The following is an 18,716-nucleotide window of genomic DNA, read 5'->3' as shown; positions in this document are numbered from 1 at the left end:
GTGTCGTAGGTTCAAGTCCTATTTCCGCTACCATATACGCTGAAGTGGCGGAACAGGCAGACGCACAGGACTTAAAATCCTGCGGTAGCGATACCGTACCGGTTCGATTCCGGTCTTCAGCACCAAAAGTACTTAAGATTTCTTAAGTACTTTTTTGTTATATAAAGTTTTATTAATATTAATGTAGGCATAATATTAATATTAAAAATTAGTAAAATAAATTATATGAAAGAAAAAAATAAAACATTACAAAATTGAAAAAAATAGTTCTTCATAAAGTTTGTAATAATGACAAAATTGTTTTAAAAATTAGATTTATAAAACAAGTTTTAATATGATATTAATATGGTAAAATATCACGAAAGTTATTAGTATATATAGGCTTTAAGTGGATTTATATAAATATAATCTTGAAAGAATTACAATCTATCTATAAGGAATTTTATATTTTATTGTCCAACGAAAATAACTAATAGGATACATCATATGACATATATTTCTCAAAAGCAATGATATAATTTAAATTACATTTTATGGAAGTTGGAGGGGAGTATATGCAATATGGTGTTGATATATCAACATATAAGAGATTAGAAAATAGAAAAAATAAAAAGGAACTGAGATTAAATGGAACGGTCATTAGTGCCATTGCAGCTTTTTTGATAGGATTTTTATTAAGTAGGGTTTTATTATCGGTAACTATAGATATGGGGATAGCGCCTTTTGGGATTGCATATCTTATTGGAATAAGAAAAGAGAAGGGAAGAGATATGCTCTTATCTTTATTAGGTATTATAGGTGGGTATCTTTCTATATATAAAACTCTAGAAGGGTCGATAGCTTATTGCATAGTAGCTGTAGTAGTAATGCTATATATTGAAATATGTAATAAAATAGAGTTAAAGCAAAGAGACATAATAACTTTTGGATTAATATTTTCAACGTTCTTTATGTATAATTTAATAATAAATAATCAACCTATAGGTGTTAATTTAACTTTTTCTGTTTTAAAGGTATTAAGCATAATACCGGTGAGATACATACTTAATTATGCATTGAATTGTGTTGATGAATTAGAAAGTAATTATTTTTTCTCAACAGAAGAATTGATAAGTATAGGGATTTTATTGTGCTTATTAGTTGCAGGAGTCGGGAATTTAAATATTTTTGGAGTTTATTTAAGAAATATATTAGCGTTAACTATAATAGCTATTTTTGCCTATGTAGGAGGAACTGGATTGGGTTCTGCTATAGGAGTTTCGATGGGGTTTGTCATTGGAATAACTAATAATGATATAATAGCATCTATAAGCTTATATAGTTTATGTGGGCTTATAATTGGGATATTTAAAGACACAGGAAGAATATTTTCTTCTATAGCATATTTTGTTGTTTACTTCATAATATCAATGTATTCGGATAAATTTTCTATTTATGGGGGGATAGAAGTAACAGTAGCTATAGCGATTTTAATTCTTATTCCTAAAAGTATTATAGAATATATAACGAAGGAGTTTAATCAAGAAAAGAAAGCAGAAGTTATTAATGATATACATCTAAATGGTGTGAAAAATGAATTTGTTGATAGGCTTAATTCTATGAAATCAATATTATCAAGTTTATCATCATCAATATTGAATTTAGGAGAAAATGATATTTTATCATTAAATAATAAAGGAACTGCTATGGTGGAAAGTTTAGCAGATAGAGTATGTTATAATTGTGAGCTTAAGCAAAGATGTTGGGATCGTAATTTGCATTCTACTTTTGAAGGTTTTTCTGAACTTATAAGTAGCTGTGAAGAGAATGATATATATTTTCCACAAGATTTAGAAAAGAAATGTGTAAAGAAAAGAAGTTTAATGAAAAATGCCCAAGAAATTGTGAATAACTATACTGTAAATGAAGCTTTGAAAACAAGGCTAACGGAAGGTAGAAATTTAATTGCGAATCATATAAATAATATTTCTCAAACTATGGGAGATATGATTAGAGATTTTGAAAAAGATATATCTATATGTTCAGAAATAGATAAAGTTTTAAAGAAGGCCTTAAGCAAAAATAAAATAGAGTATAAGGATGTATTCTGTTATTTAGATAGAAAAGGTAGAATGAAAATAAAAGTAACTTTAAATAACTGTGAAGGTGGATGTTATTGTGCAAAGAACATATTACCTATAATTAATGGGTTAGTAAGGGTTCCGGTATCAATATCGAGTGAAGGATGTAGAATAGATCCTGATACAAATGATTGTTCAATTATAATAGAAGAAACTCCTAAATATCATATGACATCTTATGCAGCGACAAGAGCTAAAGAGGGAGAAACTTTAATGGGAGATAGTTATAGTTTTTCTAAAAATAATGATGGTACTTATTTAACTATAGTGAGTGATGGAATGGGATCTGGCCCTGAGGCGGGAACAGAAAGTGGACTAGCTGTTGATTTAATTGAAAAGTTTATAGAGAATGGATTTAGTGAAAAAACAGCTATAGATACAGTCAACTCTATAATGGCTATGAAGTTTAATGAAGATGAAAAATTTACTACTATGGATCTAAGTTTAGTTGATTTATATACTGGTGAGACTGAATTTATAAAGATAGGTGGGGTTGTTAGCTTTATAAAGAGAGGACAAAGCGTTAAAGTTGTTAAATCTAACAGTTTACCTTTTGGAATATTAGATAGTGTAGATATAAGCTCAGAGAAAGTAAAACTAAAACATGGTGATATAATAGTTTCAATTAGTGACGGTGTACTGGATATAGATAAAAATAATGTTGGAAGCTATTCTTGGTTACAGGAATATTTACAATATGCAGATACGAATCCAGCAGCATTATCTAGGGATATTCTTGAAAAGGCAATAGTATTAAGCGGTGGAAAAGTGTGGGATGATATGACGGTTTTAGTTTCCAAAATGTACTCTGTTTATTAATAATAAGATTGAATAAAAGAGGATGGGATATAAATGTAGTATCTCATCTTCTTCAATTTTTGATGTTGAAAAATTTAACAGTCATAATTGTTTACATATATATGTGTTAAGGTTATTATATTATATATGTTTTGATTATTAATATGAAATTTGAAGTAATATAAATAACTTAAAGGTTTATATTTAATTAAATAAGTTCATAAAATTATTGATATTATAGAGCTATTATAAGAATAATATTAATTGAACTATATTAGGGAAGTGATTATTAGAAATTATATAATAAAATAAATATACTGAGGAGCATAAATGTGATAAACAAAGTAAAGGATTTTATAATTAAAAATGATCTTATACAAGAAGGAGATAGAGTTTTAGTTGCTTTATCTGGAGGACCTGATTCAGTTTGTTTACTTCATATACTTTATAAGTTAAGGGAAGCGCTAAATATAGATATAGGAGCAGCTCATGTTAACCATATGCTGAGGGGGCAAGATGCTTTAAATGATGAAGAATATGCAAAAAAAATATGCAAGAAATTTAATATAGATTTTTATCCAACAAGGATTGATATAGATAAAATAGCTAAAGAAAAAGGTGTTTCTCATGAAATGGCAGGTAGAGAAGAGAGATATAAATTCTTTGACTTTATAAAAAATACACAAAATTATAGTAAAATAGCAGTAGCTCATAATTCTAATGATCAAGCTGAAACTGTTGTTATGAATATGATGAGAGGTACTGGAGTTGAAGGGCTATGTGGTATTAGGAGTAAAAGGGATGGTGGGATAATAAGGCCCATATTATGCCTTTCAAGAGAAGAGATAGAAGATTATTGTAAAGAAAATAACTTAAATCCTAGAATAGATAAAACTAATTTAGAAAAAATATATAGTAGGAACAAAGTTAGGTTAGATATACTACCTTATATGAAAGAAAATTTTAATAAAGATATAATAGAAACTTTGAATAGAATGACAAATTTATTACAAATAGATAATGACTTTATTGAAAAACAATGCAATAATAGTTATAAAAAGTATTGTGGTAATAAAAATAATCATATAGTTATATCGAAAGAAGCATTTTTATTGGATAAGGCAATAATAACAAGGATTATAAAAAAGGCGTTTATAGAGTTTACTGGAAAGTACAATAATTTCGAGATGAAGCATATTTATGAAGTGATAGAATTGGAAAAAAATTCTACAAATAAAAAAATTGATTTACCAAATGCGATGGTAGCTGAAAATGTATATGGAGATATATACTTAAAAAATAAAGAATATAATAGCAAAGAGTATGTAGAAAAAGAGGTGTTAGTAAATAGGAGTAAATTGAATGAAGATTCTTTTGAATATGATGGATATGATATTGATTTTAAGGTTATAAAAGATAAAAATAATATAGAATTTTCTAATAATGTATTAATAAAATATTTTGATTATGATAAGATAAAAGAAAAGATAATTATTAGAAACAGAAGAAATGGGGATAAGATAGTCCCTCTTGGAATGAAAGGAAGTAAAAAAGTAAAAGACATATTTATCAATCTAAAAGTTCCAGTTGAACAAAGACCTGAAATTCCTATTTTATTGTTTGATAATGAAATAGCTTGGATAGTAGGTCATAAGGTTTCAGATAAGTTTAAAATAACTAAGGATACTAAAAATGTACTAAAAATTACTTTTACTAGAAAGGAATAGGGAAATGATAAGGGACATAAAGGAAATATTACTTACTGAAGAACAAATAGCAGGAAAGGTTAAAGAATTAGCAACTAAGATAAGTGAAGATTATAAGAATAAAGATTTACTTGTTGTAGGAATTTTAAAGGGATCAGTTATGTTTGCGTCTGATCTTATAAAAAATATAACAATACCTTGCGAAATTGATTTTATGGCGGTATCTAGTTATGGAAGTTCTACAGAAACATCTGGAGTAGTTAGAATTTTAAAAGATTTAGATCATAGCATTGAAGGTAAGGACATAATTATAGTAGAAGATATAATAGATAGTGGAGTTACACTAGATTATTTATTAAAGTACTTAAAAACTAGAAAAGCTAATAGCATAGAAATAATAACTTTTTTAACTAAGCCATCTAGAAGAAAAGTGGATATACAAGTTAAATATTGTGGCTTTGAAGTTCCAGATGAGTTTTTAGTTGGATATGGATTAGACTTTGCTGAAAAATATAGAAACCTGCCATATGTAGGTATATTAAAAGAAGAAGTGTATAAAAATTAAATTTAAAATGCAATATAATAAAACTAGAGGAAAGGGGGGCCTTGAATGAAAAAATATTCAAGTGCAACAGTATGGATATTTGTTATTTTGATACTTTTCTTATCTGCAACGTTCTTATGGAATAGCGGTAAGATGGCGGATGAGATATCATACAGTGATTTTCAACAAAAATGGGTTAATGATGAGATAGAAAGTATTATGGTTCATCCAGATAAGATGTTAATTTCAGGAAAAACAAGAGACAGTAAGCAATTCAATACATATGCTCCTAGTGAAATGGTGCAGATGTTAATGGCTCAAACTCCTAAAGATGATATTAGAGTAGATTTCAAACAGCCTTCAAATAGTAGTGTGTGGATTAGTATTATACCTACGGTAATGATAATGGTTCTATTCTTCGTATTCTTCTTTATGATGTCACAACAGTCACAAGGTGGCGGCGGTGGAAGAGGTGTTATGAACTTTGGAAAAAGTAGAGCAAAGGTAATGCCTCCAGATGCCAAAAGAGTTACATTTGATGATGTAGCAGGAGCAGATGAAGAAAAACAAGAATTAGAAGAAATAGTTGATTTCTTAAAACAACCATCAAGATATACTGAGATGGGAGCTAGAATACCTAAAGGGGTTTTATTAGTAGGACCTCCAGGAACAGGTAAAACTTTATTGGCGAAAGCTATAGCGGGAGAGGCAGGGGTGCCTTTCTATAGTATATCAGGATCAGATTTCGTTGAAATGTTCGTTGGTGTTGGTGCATCAAGAGTTAGGGACTTATTTGAGCAAGCTAAAAAGAGCGCACCATCACTTGTGTTTATAGATGAAATAGATGCAGTAGGTAGACAAAGAGGTGCAGGCCTTGGTGGAGGACATGATGAAAGAGAGCAAACATTAAATCAACTATTGGTTGAAATGGATGGTTTTGGGGCTAATGAAGGAATAATAATGATTGCAGCAACGAACAGGCCAGATATTTTAGATCCAGCTTTACTTAGACCGGGTAGATTTGATAGACAAATTGTTGTTGGAGCTCCTGATGTAAAGGGAAGAGAAGAGATATTAAAGGTTCACACTAAGAAAAAGCCTTTATCAGAAGAGGTAGAGTTGAAAGTTTTAGCTAAGAGAACTCCAGGGTTTAGTGGAGCAGATTTAGAAAACTTAGCAAATGAGGCTGCTTTATTAGCAGTTAGAAAAAATGAAAAATTAATAGGAATGCAAGATTTTGAGGAAGCTATAACTAGAGTAATAGCTGGACCAGAAAAGAAAAGTAGAGCTATTAATGAACATGATAGAAAGTTAACTGCATATCACGAGGCTGGTCATGCGGTTGTAATGAAGCTTTTAGTTCATTCGGATCCAGTTCATGAGATTAGTATAATACCAAGAGGTATGGCAGGTGGATATACAATGCATTTACCTGAAGAAGATAGATCATATACATCAAAAGAAAAATTAAGAGATGATATGGTTGGATTACTTGGTGGTAGAGTTGCTGAAAAGTTAATATTATCAGATATTAGTACTGGAGCTAAGAATGATATTGATAGAGCAAGTGCTATAGCAAGAGCTATGGTAATGGAATATGGAATGAGTGAAAAGCTTGGAACTATCTCATATGGCGGAGATAATAATGAAGTGTTCTTAGGAAGAAACTTAGGACACGGCAGAAATTTCAGTGAAGAAGTTGGAGCAGAAATTGATAAGGAAGTTAAGAGATTTATTGATGAAGCATATGAAAGAGCAGAAACTTTATTAAGTCAAAATATTAATAAATTACATGCAGTAGCAGCAACTTTATTAGAAAAAGAAAAAATAGATGGCGCAGAATTTGTAAGAATTTTCGAAGCTAGCTAATATTGAAAAGGAGTAGCCATATGGCTACTCCTTTCTTATAAAGAACTTATCATATAAATTTGAGTTAATTGTTAAGATGTAAATTCTATAGAGATATTATAAAATTATAAATGCGAATTATTAATTGTAATAATAAATGAAAAATAATTATTTAGTGGTAATTAAACGAATTAAAAGTGAAAATTAAATGTTAATGTTCGAAAGAATGTTTGAAAGTTATGAATTAGATGATATAATTTATGTATAAAATAAGAATATGAAATAATTTTATGAAAGTTAGGAGTGTATTGAGATGAAGAATGATATTCAAATAGCTCAAGAAGCTAAAATGGAATATATAACTAAGATATCAGAAAAGCTAAATTTAACTGAAGATGATATAGAACAATATGGAAGATATAAATGCAAATTATCTTTAGATATACTAGAAAAAAATAAAAATAAAGAAAATGGCAAATTAGTTTTGGTTACTGCGATAAATCCTACACCCGCAGGGGAAGGAAAGTCAACAGTTACAGTTGGCCTAGGGCAAGCACTTTGTAAAATGGGTAAAAATGCAGTTATAGCATTAAGAGAACCTTCACTTGGGCCAGTGTTTGGAATAAAAGGGGGAGCTGCTGGTGGTGGTTATGCTCAAGTAGTACCTATGGAAGATATAAATTTACATTTTACAGGGGATATGCATGCTATTACTAGTGCTAATAACTTATTAGCGGCAGCTATAGATAATCATATACATCAAGGAAATGATTTAAGGATTGATTCAAGAAGGATAGTATTCAAAAGAGTAATGGATATGAATGATAGGGCACTTAGAAACATAGTTGTTGGGTTAGGTGGAAAGCTTAATGGTTTTTTGAGAGAGGATGGATTTATGATAACTGTTGCATCAGAAATTATGGCTATACTATGTTTGGCTAATAGTCTATCAGATCTTAAAGAGCGAATGGGGAATATACTAATAGCTTATGATTTAGATGGAGAGCCGGTTTATGCAAAACAATTAAATGTACAAGGAGCAATGGCTTTACTTATGAAAGATGCTATTAAGCCTAATTTAGTTCAAACATTAGAAAATACTCCAGCCATAATACATGGAGGACCTTTTGCAAATATAGCTCATGGATGTAATTCTATAATAGCAACAAAAATGGCACTAAAATTAGGTGATATAGTTGTTACTGAAGCTGGATTTGGAGCTGATTTAGGAGCTGAAAAATTCTTGGATATAAAATGCAGATATGGTGACTTAACTCCGGATTGCGTTGTTATAGTTTCAACTGTTAGAGCGTTAAAGAATCATGGGGGAGTGAGTAAGGAGATGCTAAGCACTCCTGATGTTGAAGCTTTAGCTAAAGGTATAACTAATTTAGAGAAGCAAATTGAAAATATTAAAAAATATAATGTGCCAGTAGTTGTAGCTATTAATAAATTTGTAAGTGATAGTAAGGAAGAAGTAGAATTTATTATAGATTATTGCAATAAATTAGGAGTTAAGGTTGCTTTATCGGATGTATGGGCAAAAGGAGGAAAAGGTGGAATTGAATTAGGAGAGGTTGTTTGCAATATATTAGAAAAAGAAAAATCTAACTTTAAACCTATTTATGATATAGAAAATAGTATTGAAGAGAAGATAAATATAATAGCTAGAGAAATTTATGGAGCAAATGGAGCGGTATTTACTCCAAATGCAAAAAAACAAATTGAGGAATTAGAGAGATTTGGACTAGATAAATTGCCTATATGTATGGCTAAAACTCAATATTCTTTATCTGATAATCCATCATTAAAAGGTAGACCTAAAAATTTTGATATAACTGTTAGAGAAGTTAGGGTTTCAAATGGAGCAGGGTTTATTGTTGCATTAAATGGTGATATAATGACAATGCCAGGACTTCCGAAAGTTCCAGCTGCAAATAAAATGGATATACTAGATAATGGGGAAATTGTAGGGTTATTTTAATATATGGAATTTACAACACTTGACAAATAATTTGTAATTGTTAAAATTAGATTGTTAAATTATTGTGATTATATTTATTTAAATAAAGGCAGCTTTCAAAGCTGCTTTTAATTGTATTAAGGTGGTGCTTGTATGATTTTAGTGGTAGACGTAGGTAATACCAATATAGTCTTGGGAGTATATAATAATTCTGAAAATATTGCTAGCTGGAGAATTTCTACTGATGCGAAAAAGACATCAGATGAATATTCTATTCAAGTTATGCAGCTTTTTATTCAAAGTAATTTAAATCCTAGAGAAGTAAAAGGAATAATAATTTCATCTGTTGTTCCTAACATAATGCATTCATTAGAAAATATGATAAAAAAGAGCTTTGGAATTAATCCTTTAATTGTAGGTCCCGGTGTTAAAACTGGAATCAATATTAAATATGACAATCCAAAGGAAGTAGGAGCAGATAGAATTGTAAATGCTGTAGCTGCTCATGACAAATATAAGAGGGATCTTATAATAATAGATTTTGGAACAGCAACAACGTTTTGTTCATTAACTAAAGAAGCGAACTATCTTGGGGGCTGTATTACACCAGGCATAAGAATAGCATCTGATGCTTTATTTGATAGAGCTGCAAAGTTACCGAGAGTAGAATTAGAAGTACCCAAAAATATAATATGTAAAAATACTATATCTAGCATGCAAGCGGGTATAATTTATGGATATATAGGGCAGGTAGAATATATAGTAAGTAAAATAAAAAAAGAAATGAAAGATCTTGGTTCAGATGAGCCTTTAGTTATAGCGACTGGGGGATTAGCAAAATTAATAGCTAAGAATACTAACGTTATAGATAAGGTTGATTCTAGTTTAACATTAGAGGGGTTAAGAATAATATACGAAAAAAATAAGGAGTAGTATAATATGAAAATTGGAAACCTGGAATTTGAAAATAATGTTTTTCTAGCGCCTATGGCGGGGGTAACAGATATCTCTTTTAGAGGATTATGTAAGGAGATGGGGTGTGGGTTGGTTTATACAGAGATGGTAAGTGCTAAGGCTCTTTACTATGGAAATGAAAATACCAAGTCATTGCTTAGAATAGCTGATGAAGAAACTCCCGTTGCAGCTCAAATTTTTGGGAATGATCCTAAGATAATGGCTGAAGTAGTGCAAAGATATTTTAATGAAAGAGAAGATATTTGTTTAATAGATATAAATATGGGCTGTCCTGTAAATAAAATTACTAAAAATGGAGAAGGATCAGCTTTATTAAAACATCCAGAGTTAGCGGCTAATATAGTGAGAGAAATTAAAAAGGTATCCACTAAGCCAGTAACGGTTAAATTTAGAAAAGGATGGGATGAAGGAAATATCAATGCTGTTGAATTTGCTAAGAGACTTGAAGAGGCTGGAGTAGATGCGGTTACTGTTCATGGAAGAACAAAGGAACAGATGTACGAAGGTAAGGCGGATTGGGATATAATAGGGAAAGTTAAAGAATCTGTATCAGTGCCAGTACTAGGAAATGGAGACGTATTTACAGCGGAAGATGCAATGGAGTTAAAAAACAAAACTAATTGTGATGGAATTATGATTGCAAGGGGTAGCATGGGTAACCCTTGGATATTCAAGCAAATTGAATATGCACTAAAAGGAAAAGCGCCTTTAGAGATAACATATTTAGATAGAATAAATATGTGTTTAAGGCATTATGAATTAGCAATTAAGTATGATGGTGAAAGAAAAGCTGTTAGGGAAATGAGAAAACATGCATCCTGGTATATTAAGGGATTACCTAAGAGTGCTGACATAAGGGGTGTTATGAATACTTTAGAAGATAGTAGTGCTGTAATTGAATTGCTAAATAACTATAAGGATGAATTAATAAGAGTCTCTGATAAAGTTTAAATAATATACCTGAATAATAAATTTTTAAAAGAATAAATATATTAAAAGCGAGGATACTATATATTTGTTAATAAATATATAGGAATATCTTTATATTATAACTTAGTTGACATATAATACTTGCTGATTTATAATGTTTTAAATGATTTTAAGAATATCAGACCTAGTGTTAGGTATTTAAATAAAAGTAGTAATTTTGAAGGGGAGAAAATCATGAGTGAAACTAAAAAGTTCGTAATGACATACGAAGGTGTAAAAAAGTTAGAAGATGAATTGGAATTTTTAAAATCTGTTAAAAGAAAAGAAATAACTGAAAAAATAAAAGTTGCATTAGGATATGGGGATTTAAGCGAAAACTCAGAATATGATGAAGCTAAAAACGAACAAGCATTTACTGAAGGTAGAATTATTCAATTAGAAAATATGTTAAAGAATGCTGTTGTTGTTGATGGATCAGAAATTCCAACAGATAAGGTTTCAGTAGGAACAAAGGTTAAAGTTAAAGATTATGAATTTGATGAGGAAGTTGAATATTCAATAGTAGGTTCAGCAGAAGCAGATCCTATGGAATTTAAAATATCAAATGAATCACCAGTAGGAGCAGCTTTATTAGGTAAAAAAGTTGGAGAAATAGTTGAAGTTTTGGTTCCAGGTGGAGTAAATAAGTTTGAAATATTAGGAATAAGAAGAGAGTAACGGAGGGATATTTAATGTCAACTGAGGAAATGAATATACAAGAGTTAGAATCTCAGTTTAGTGAGCAAGAAGCTTTAAGAAGAGAAAAGTTAGTAGAGTTACAAAATCAAGGAAAGGATCCATTTGACGTTTATAAAGTTGAAAGAACACATATGTCAGAGGATGTTAAGAAGGATTTTGAAAATTTAGAAGGAACTATAGTTACAGTTGCTGGAAGAATTATGTCTAAGAGAGGTCAAGGAAAAGTTGTATTCTCAGACGTACAAGATAGGGATGGAAAAATTCAATTATTTATAAAAATAGATGAAGTAGGAGAAGAAGCTTTAAAATCATATAAAACATATGATTTAGGTGACTGGGTTGTTGCAACTGGGGAAGTATTTAAAACTAAAACTGGAGAAGTATCAGTTAAGGTTAAGAATTTCGAATTAATATGTAAATCATTAAAGCCATTGCCAGAAAAGTGGCATGGATTAAAAGATCCAGATTTAAGATATAGACAAAGAGAAGTAGATATGATTTCAAACCCAGAAGTTAAGACTAACTTCATGAAGAGGGCAGCTATACTTAAGGGTGTAAGAGAATTCTTAGATAATAGAGGGTTTATAGAAGTTGAAACTCCAATGCTTGCACCTATAGCTGGAGGAGCATCAGCAAGACCGTTTATAACTCATCATAATACTTTAGATATAGATATGTACTTAAGAATAGCTCCAGAATTATATTTAAAGAGATGCATAGTTGCTGGTTTAGAAAAAGTTTATGACATGGGAAGAACTTTTAGAAATGAAGGTATGTCTGTAAGACATAATCCTGAATTCACAATGATAGAATTATACGAAGCATTTTCTGACTATAATGATATGATGGAAATTGCAGAAAATATGATTGCATCAGTATGTGAAAAAGTAAATGGAACAACTAAGGTTAATTATCAAGGTACAGAAATTGACTTTGCACCACCATGGAGAAGAATAACTATGGTTGATGCTGTAAAAGAGCATACAGGTATAGATTTTAATGAAATAAAATCAGATGAAGAAGCTCAGGCTATAGCTAAAGAAAAGAATTTAGAATTTAAGAAGAATATTAAGCACGTAACAAAGGGTGAAGTGTTAAATGTTCTATTTGAAGAATACGCAGAACAACACATGATACAACCAACTTTTATTTGTGATTACCCAGTAGAAATATCACCTTTAACTAAAAAGAAAAGAGGGAATGATAAATTTACTGAAAGATTTGAAGGATTTGTATTTGGAAGAGAAATATGTAATGCATATTCAGAATTAAATGATCCTATAGTTCAAAGAGAAAGATTTAATCAACAAGAAAAAGAAAGAGAGCTAGGTGATGATGAAGCATACATGATAGATGAAGAATTCATGAGTGCTTTAGAAACAGGTATGCCTCCAACAGGTGGATTAGGTATAGGTATAGATAGAGTTATAATGTTCTTAACAGATTCTGCATCTATAAGAGATGTTATAATGTTCCCAACAATGAAACCACAAAAATAATATTTAAATGGCTGTTATAGACAGCCATTTAATTTTTTATAGCTCTATTATAATTTAAAGTTACACAAGTATATTTATTATATTTTAATAGATTTTTCTTTATTTAAAAATTAAAATTTAAAAAATTATAAAAAAACACTTGCAATATTAATAAAACTTGATATAATAACTAATGTAGTAAATATTCCGCGATAGCTCAACGGTGGAGCACTCGGCTGTTAACCGATAGGTTGGAGGTTCGAATCCTCTACGCGGAGCCATTTTAATTTTAAAATTAATTTTTGAATATTCCGTGGTAGCTCAATGGTGGAGCACTCGGCTGTTAACCGATAGGTTGGAGGTTCGAATCCTCTCCACGGAGCCATTTTTATAAGAGTTTTATAAGAGTAGATGATTTGTCTATTGTTATAAAGCTCTTTTTGCATATAAAAGAGATATAATATTTAAAGTTAAATAATGATAAATAGTATATATCTAAAGAGAATATAATTGTTAATTTGATAAATTTTTAATAGAAAGTCTTTTACACTTGACATATAAAAGGCTTTTGGTAAAATTAATATATAATTTAATAGATACAATGATAAAGAGGAGTAAACTTAATATTTTTTTTTAGAGAGACGATGGTTGGTGTAAATCGTTATTAATTTAAGTCGAAGGGCGCTTTTGAGTATTAACATTGAAAGTTGGGCTAAAGCCAAGAAGGGTGGAACCGCGGAATTGAAATTTCGTCCCTTTAGGTCTTAAGGCCTTTTTTATTTATAAAAAATTGGAGGTATTAAAATGGCAGTAGAAAAAACTATGGAAAAAGTAGTTGCTCTTTGTAAGAGTAGAGGTTTTGTATTCCCAGGATCAGAGATATATGGAGGGCTAGCTAACTCTTGGGATTACGGTCCATTAGGAGTGGAATTTAAAAACAATGTTAAAAAGGCATGGTGGAAGAAGTTTGTTCAAGAAAGTCCATATAATGTAGGAGTAGACTGTGCTATATTAATGAATCCAGAAGTGTGGGTTGCATCAGGACACGTTGGCGGATTTTCAGATCCTTTAATGGATTGTAAGGAATGTAAAGCAAGATTCAGAGCTGATAAAATAGTAGAAGATCATATGACTGAAAATGGAGCAGAAGTAGCTAGTGCAGATGGATGGTCTAATGAACAATTAAAGGAATATATAGAAAAGAATAATATAGTATGTCCTAAGTGCGGAAAATTAAATTATACTGATATAAGAAAATTTAATTTAATGTTTAAAACATTCCAAGGAATAACAGAAGATTCTGCTAGTACAATATACTTAAGACCGGAAACAGCTCAAGGTATATTTGTAAACTTCAAATCAGTACAAAGAACTTCAAGAAAGAAAGTTCCATTTGGTATTGCTCAAGTTGGTAAATCGTTTAGAAATGAAATAACTCCAGGAAACTTTACATTTAGAACAAGAGAATTTGAACAAATGGAGTTAGAATTTTTCTGTAAGCCAGGAACAGATTTAGAATGGTTTAAGTACTGGAAGGATTATTGTTGGAATTTCTTATTAAATCTAGGAGTACAACAAGATAATTTAAGAATGAGAGATCATGGTGAAGAAGAATTATCATTCTATTCAAATGCAACATCAGATATAGAATATTTATTCCCATTTGGATGGGGTGAATTATGGGGAATAGCTGATAGAACAGATTATGACCTAACAAAGCACCAAGAACACTCAGGTCAAGATATGAGTTACTTAGATCCAACAACTAATGAAAAATATGTTCCTTATGTTATAGAGCCATCGTTAGGAGCTGATAGAGTTGCATTAGCTTTCTTAGTAGATGCATATGATGAAGAAGAGTTAGAAGGTGGAGATGTTAGAACTGTTATGCATTTACATCCTGCTTTAGCTCCATATAAGGCGGCAATTCTACCACTTTCAAAGAAACTTTCAGAAAAGGCTTTAGATGTATATTCTGATTTGAGCAAAAAATTCAATATAGAATATGATGAAGCTGGAAGTATTGGTAAGAGATATAGAAGACAAGATGAAATAGGAACTCCATTCTGTATAACAATAGATTTTGATACTTTAGAAGATGAATCAGTCACTATTAGGAATAGAGATACCATGGAACAAGAAAGAGTAAAAATTTCAGATTTAGAAGCTTATATAGAAAAAAGCTTGGAATTCTAATTTTGAGAAGGAGTTGTATCAAAATAAATTTTGATGTTAGCTGATAAAAAGGGAAGTTCTAATTGGAGCTTCCCTTTTGCTCATATATAAAATAAATAGAAATTTCTATTTAAGTTTAAAAAGTGTATTTAAGTAAGTAGAACCAATGGTTTAAAAGGGGCTCAAAACGTGAGGTCCTTTATAAAAATAAGGGATTAACTTTTTTAGTCAATAAATCGTACGCGAAATTTAATAAATTTTATATTAAATAGATTTCTGAAATTGAGCTTTTTTGTATTTAATAAATTTAAGTGTTATAATTAGAAGGAATTGGGACAGACTTAAAGATAAGTGAGCCTCCCAATTTTATATTGGCAAGGCGAACTTACTCATTTGAATAAGTGTGAGAATGGAAAATACATATTTTTTGGATTTTAAAGATCTTATTTGATAAGTTTATATTACTGATTTGAACTTAGTAAAAAGAGTTTCATATAATATTTTATATATGGTTTTGGAGGAAGATTATGAAAAAGCAATTTAATGAATTTAAAGATTTTATAAAAGGAAAAAAAGTTGCTGTTGTAGGCATAGGAGTTAGTAATATACCTCTTATAAGATTTTTGGTTAAGCTTGGAGCGGTTGTGACTGCATTTGATAAGAAAAATAGAGAAGACCTAGGAGATGTAGCAAAAGAGTTTGATGAATTATTAGTTGCATTAGAATTAGGAGAGGGATACTTAAGCAGACTAACAGGATTTGATGTAGTATTTAAGACGCCATCAATGAGAATAGATTGTGAGGCGCTAGAAAAAGTAAAAAATGAGGGCGCATATATAACTTCAGAAATGGAGGAATTCGTTAGATATTGTAAAGGAAAGATTTATGGAATTACAGGAAGTGATGGAAAAACAACAACAACAACAATTATATCAAAGCTTTTAGAAGAAGCAGGATATAAAACTTGGGTTGGAGGGAATATAGGTACTCCATTATTTTCTAATATAGAAGAAATAGGGGAAGAGGATAAAGTTGTATTAGAGTTATCTAGTTTTCAGCTTATGACTATGGATGTTCCAATTGATATTGCTGTAGTAACTAATCTTGCACCAAATCATTTGGATATGCATCTTGATATGCAAGAATATATAGATGCAAAGAAAAACATATTTTTATATCAAGATAAAGATGGAGTTTTAATATTAAATAGAGAAAATGAAATAACACATGGATTCGCTTCAGAGGCTAAAGGGATAGTTAAAGAGTTTAGTTCTAATAGGAAAATTGAAAATGGTGCTTACTTAAATGACAATGTATTGTATCTAGAAAATAATAAAGTTTGTAAAAAAGAAAATATAGCTATTAAAGGAATTCATAATATAGAAAATTATTTAGCTGCATTTTTAGCAACAAAAGATGATGTATCTATAGAAGTTATGAAGAAAGTTGCCGAAAGTTTTGGAGGAGTTGAGCATAGATGTGAATTGGTTAGAGAGATCGATGGTGTTAAGTATTATAATGACTCTATAGCTTCAAGCCCAACAAGAACATTAGCTGGATTATTTGCTTTTGAAAGTAAAGTTATTTTAATAGCAGGAGGATATGATAAGCATATTCCTTTTGTACCATTAGCAGAACAAGGATATCCGTATATAAAGGAATTAATATTACTAGGTGATACAAAAGATTTGATTAAAGATGCTTTTCTTAAATTGAAAGAAGAAAAAGGGATTGAAATTTCTATAAGTTTGGTAGATACATTGGAGGATGCCGTATTTAAGGCTAAAGAATTAGCTACAGAGGGGGATATAGTTACCCTATCACCGGCTTGCGCATCATTTGATATGTTCCCTAACTTTGCTGAAAGAGGAAATAAATTTAAGGAAATAGTGAATAAGATACAATAAAAAAATAAAAGGCTAAATAGCCTTTTATTTTTTTAATTTACATTAAGGATTTCTATTTCATTAGTATTTGAAGAAGTTTCTATGAAAATTCCTTTATCTGTAGGGAAATATTCGTTTGTAAAATCAGAAAATACTTTATAATAATCAAAATTATTATTCTGATCTGAAGGTTTAAGTTCATAGATAGAATTTGGATCATTATTATTGATGAAGTAAATCTTATCATCAAATTGTTTTAGTTTGGCAGCATTAATATTTAAAAGCTTTTTAATTTCCTTATTTGATGAATCTAAGGAATATAGAGAATTACTATCTGAAGTATTTATAAATAATAAATTATTACTATAAGTTATAAAACTATCTACAGGAGTATCTGTTAGTTTGAAATTTGATTTATTATCTATTTTTAGACAGTATAACTTCGAATAATCATCCAAGTTTTTGTAGTATATAGAATTATTATTTATGATAAATTCTCCTACCCTAGTGTTTGTTAATAATGTTTTAGAATTAGATTTAACATCAAATGAGTAGATATTTTGGGTATTTAAATCAGTGTAATACAATTTGTCATTTTGATAAGTTAATCCTTTAGGATAACTATCATCAATTTTTGTAACGGTCTTTTTTTGATAGTCTAATTTATAAAGTCCTTTACTATTAGATAGTGATGAAAAGTAAATAAAGTTATTATCTGTAGCAATCGAGTCAACAGAATAATCAAATATATCTATAACTAAATCATTAGTTATTTTATTAATGGTTTTAGAAAAATCTAATACTGATAATTTATTATTGTTAGCAGGATTAGGGAAGAATAATAAATTACCTAAAGATATATATTTATTATAAGTTGAAGTCTTTCCGGAAAGAATTATTTTAGTATTATCATTTATACTTTCCTTGTATGAGGTTGATAGAGATGTAGTCTTATTTATAGAATCAGTATTTGAATCTTTGCTTGTACAGCCTGCGAATAAAAATGTTGATATAATTAAAAGAAAAAAAGTCTTCTTTATCATAAATACCTCCGAGTATTTAATTTGGATTATTTTATAATAATATTTTAGATTAAAATTGATATTAAGTAAAATAAAATTGTGAAAATATAGATAATTTTGATGAAAAATGATATTTTTTATATTAAAATTATAAAATTAGACGTTAACTTTACCAGGCGTATCATTATATGAAAAAAGGAGAATAAGTTAGAATTTGATAGAATTTTAATAACAAAACAAATAAATAATGCACATTGTACATTGGGCAGGCTTACAGTCATGGTATTATAAATAGCGTCGTCGGGAACGAAAGCTAAATAACAAGAAAAATTGATAACAAAAAAGTGTTGACAATTAAGTGATAAAATGTTATTATAATTAAGCGGTCGATGAGATGGCAAAGTTTAGATCTTTGAAAATTGAACAGAAAATAAGTTAAGTAAACAAACCAGCAATTCTTTTAGACGTCTTAACATTAAGACTCAAAGTAATTTGAGCAAAGAGATTAAACTTTTTATTGAGAGTTTGATCCT

12 protein-coding genes, 3 tRNA genes and 1 other annotated feature are annotated in these 18,716 nt (G+C 29.6%); of the genes, 14 read left to right on the top strand and 1 reads right to left on the bottom strand.

From position 1 onward, the window contains the following. Nucleotides 1–38: 38 nt before the first annotated feature. From J7M87_RS05920 to murD, 14 genes are all read left to right on the top strand, one after another. Nucleotides 39–125: transfer RNA gene (locus J7M87_RS05920), tRNA-Leu, on the top strand. A gap of 429 nt (nucleotides 126–554) precedes the next feature. After that, nucleotides 555–2,939 carry a stage II sporulation protein E gene (spoIIE, locus tag J7M87_RS05915; RefSeq protein ID WP_291649613.1) on the top strand — a complete coding sequence of 795 codons (2,385 nt, stop codon included), beginning with the start codon at nucleotides 555–557 and terminating at the stop codon, nucleotides 2,937–2,939. A 311-nt stretch (nucleotides 2,940–3,250) separates the two neighbouring features. Next, the gene (gene tilS / locus J7M87_RS05910; protein ID WP_291649610.1) at nucleotides 3,251–4,645 is read left to right on the top strand and encodes a tRNA lysidine(34) synthetase TilS; all 1,395 of its coding nucleotides are present in this window, start codon (nucleotides 3,251–3,253) and stop codon (nucleotides 4,643–4,645) included. Nucleotides 4,646–4,649: 4 nt separating this feature from the next. Next, on the top strand, nucleotides 4,650–5,189 hold the full coding sequence (gene hpt, locus J7M87_RS05905; protein WP_291649608.1) for a hypoxanthine phosphoribosyltransferase: 540 nt from the start codon (nucleotides 4,650–4,652) through the stop codon (nucleotides 5,187–5,189). Between the two features lie 45 nt (nucleotides 5,190–5,234). Next, nucleotides 5,235–7,037 (top strand): ATP-dependent zinc metalloprotease FtsH, encoded by a 1,803-nt coding sequence (gene ftsH, locus J7M87_RS05900; RefSeq protein WP_271846072.1) that lies wholly within the window; start codon nucleotides 5,235–5,237, stop codon nucleotides 7,035–7,037. Between the two features lie 292 nt (nucleotides 7,038–7,329). Further along, a complete protein-coding gene (locus J7M87_RS05895) occupies nucleotides 7,330–9,000 on the top strand; it encodes a formate--tetrahydrofolate ligase (RefSeq protein WP_291649603.1) in 1,671 nt (556 codons plus the stop codon). Between the two features lie 132 nt (nucleotides 9,001–9,132). After that, nucleotides 9,133–9,912 (top strand): type III pantothenate kinase, encoded by a 780-nt coding sequence (locus J7M87_RS05890; protein WP_291649601.1) that lies wholly within the window; start codon nucleotides 9,133–9,135, stop codon nucleotides 9,910–9,912. Between the two features lie 6 nt (nucleotides 9,913–9,918). Further along, nucleotides 9,919–10,905, top strand: coding sequence for a tRNA dihydrouridine synthase DusB (dusB, locus tag J7M87_RS05885; RefSeq protein ID WP_291649599.1), 987 nt, complete (start codon nucleotides 9,919–9,921; stop codon nucleotides 10,903–10,905). A gap of 213 nt (nucleotides 10,906–11,118) precedes the next feature. Further along, entirely contained in the window at nucleotides 11,119–11,601 is a 483-nt protein-coding gene (greA, locus tag J7M87_RS05880) for a transcription elongation factor GreA (RefSeq protein ID WP_291649596.1), read from the top strand. A 14-nt stretch (nucleotides 11,602–11,615) separates the two neighbouring features. Then, nucleotides 11,616–13,121 carry a lysine--tRNA ligase gene (lysS, locus tag J7M87_RS05875; protein ID WP_291649594.1) on the top strand — a complete coding sequence of 502 codons (1,506 nt, stop codon included), beginning with the start codon at nucleotides 11,616–11,618 and terminating at the stop codon, nucleotides 13,119–13,121. Between the two features lie 185 nt (nucleotides 13,122–13,306). Continuing rightward, nucleotides 13,307–13,381: transfer RNA gene (locus J7M87_RS05870), tRNA-Asn, on the top strand. Nucleotides 13,382–13,410: 29 nt separating this feature from the next. Continuing rightward, a tRNA-Asn gene (locus J7M87_RS05865) sits at nucleotides 13,411–13,485 on the top strand. A gap of 207 nt (nucleotides 13,486–13,692) precedes the next feature. Continuing rightward, nucleotides 13,693–13,860 (top strand) — a binding site (T-box leader). A gap of 44 nt (nucleotides 13,861–13,904) precedes the next feature. Next, entirely contained in the window at nucleotides 13,905–15,296 is a 1,392-nt protein-coding gene (locus J7M87_RS05860) for a glycine--tRNA ligase (protein WP_291649592.1), read from the top strand. Between the two features lie 506 nt (nucleotides 15,297–15,802). Then, nucleotides 15,803–17,182: a UDP-N-acetylmuramoyl-L-alanine--D-glutamate ligase gene (gene murD / locus J7M87_RS05855; protein ID WP_291649590.1), complete on the top strand. Its 1,380-nt coding sequence runs from the start codon at nucleotides 15,803–15,805 to the stop codon at nucleotides 17,180–17,182. Nucleotides 17,183–17,214: 32 nt separating this feature from the next. Here the strand turns inward: murD and J7M87_RS05850 are convergent, their stop codons facing one another. Next, entirely contained in the window at nucleotides 17,215–18,204 is a 990-nt protein-coding gene (locus tag J7M87_RS05850) for a DUF5050 domain-containing protein (RefSeq protein ID WP_291649588.1), read from the bottom strand. Nucleotides 18,205–18,716 lie beyond the last annotated feature (512 nt).

Origin of the sequence: Clostridium sp. (assembly GCF_017888565.1) — a bacterium.
Lineage (GTDB): Bacteria > Bacillota > Clostridia > Clostridiales > Clostridiaceae > Clostridium.
The sequence above is the reverse complement of the archived record's forward strand: the minus strand, read 5'-3'. Positions and strand labels throughout refer to the sequence as shown.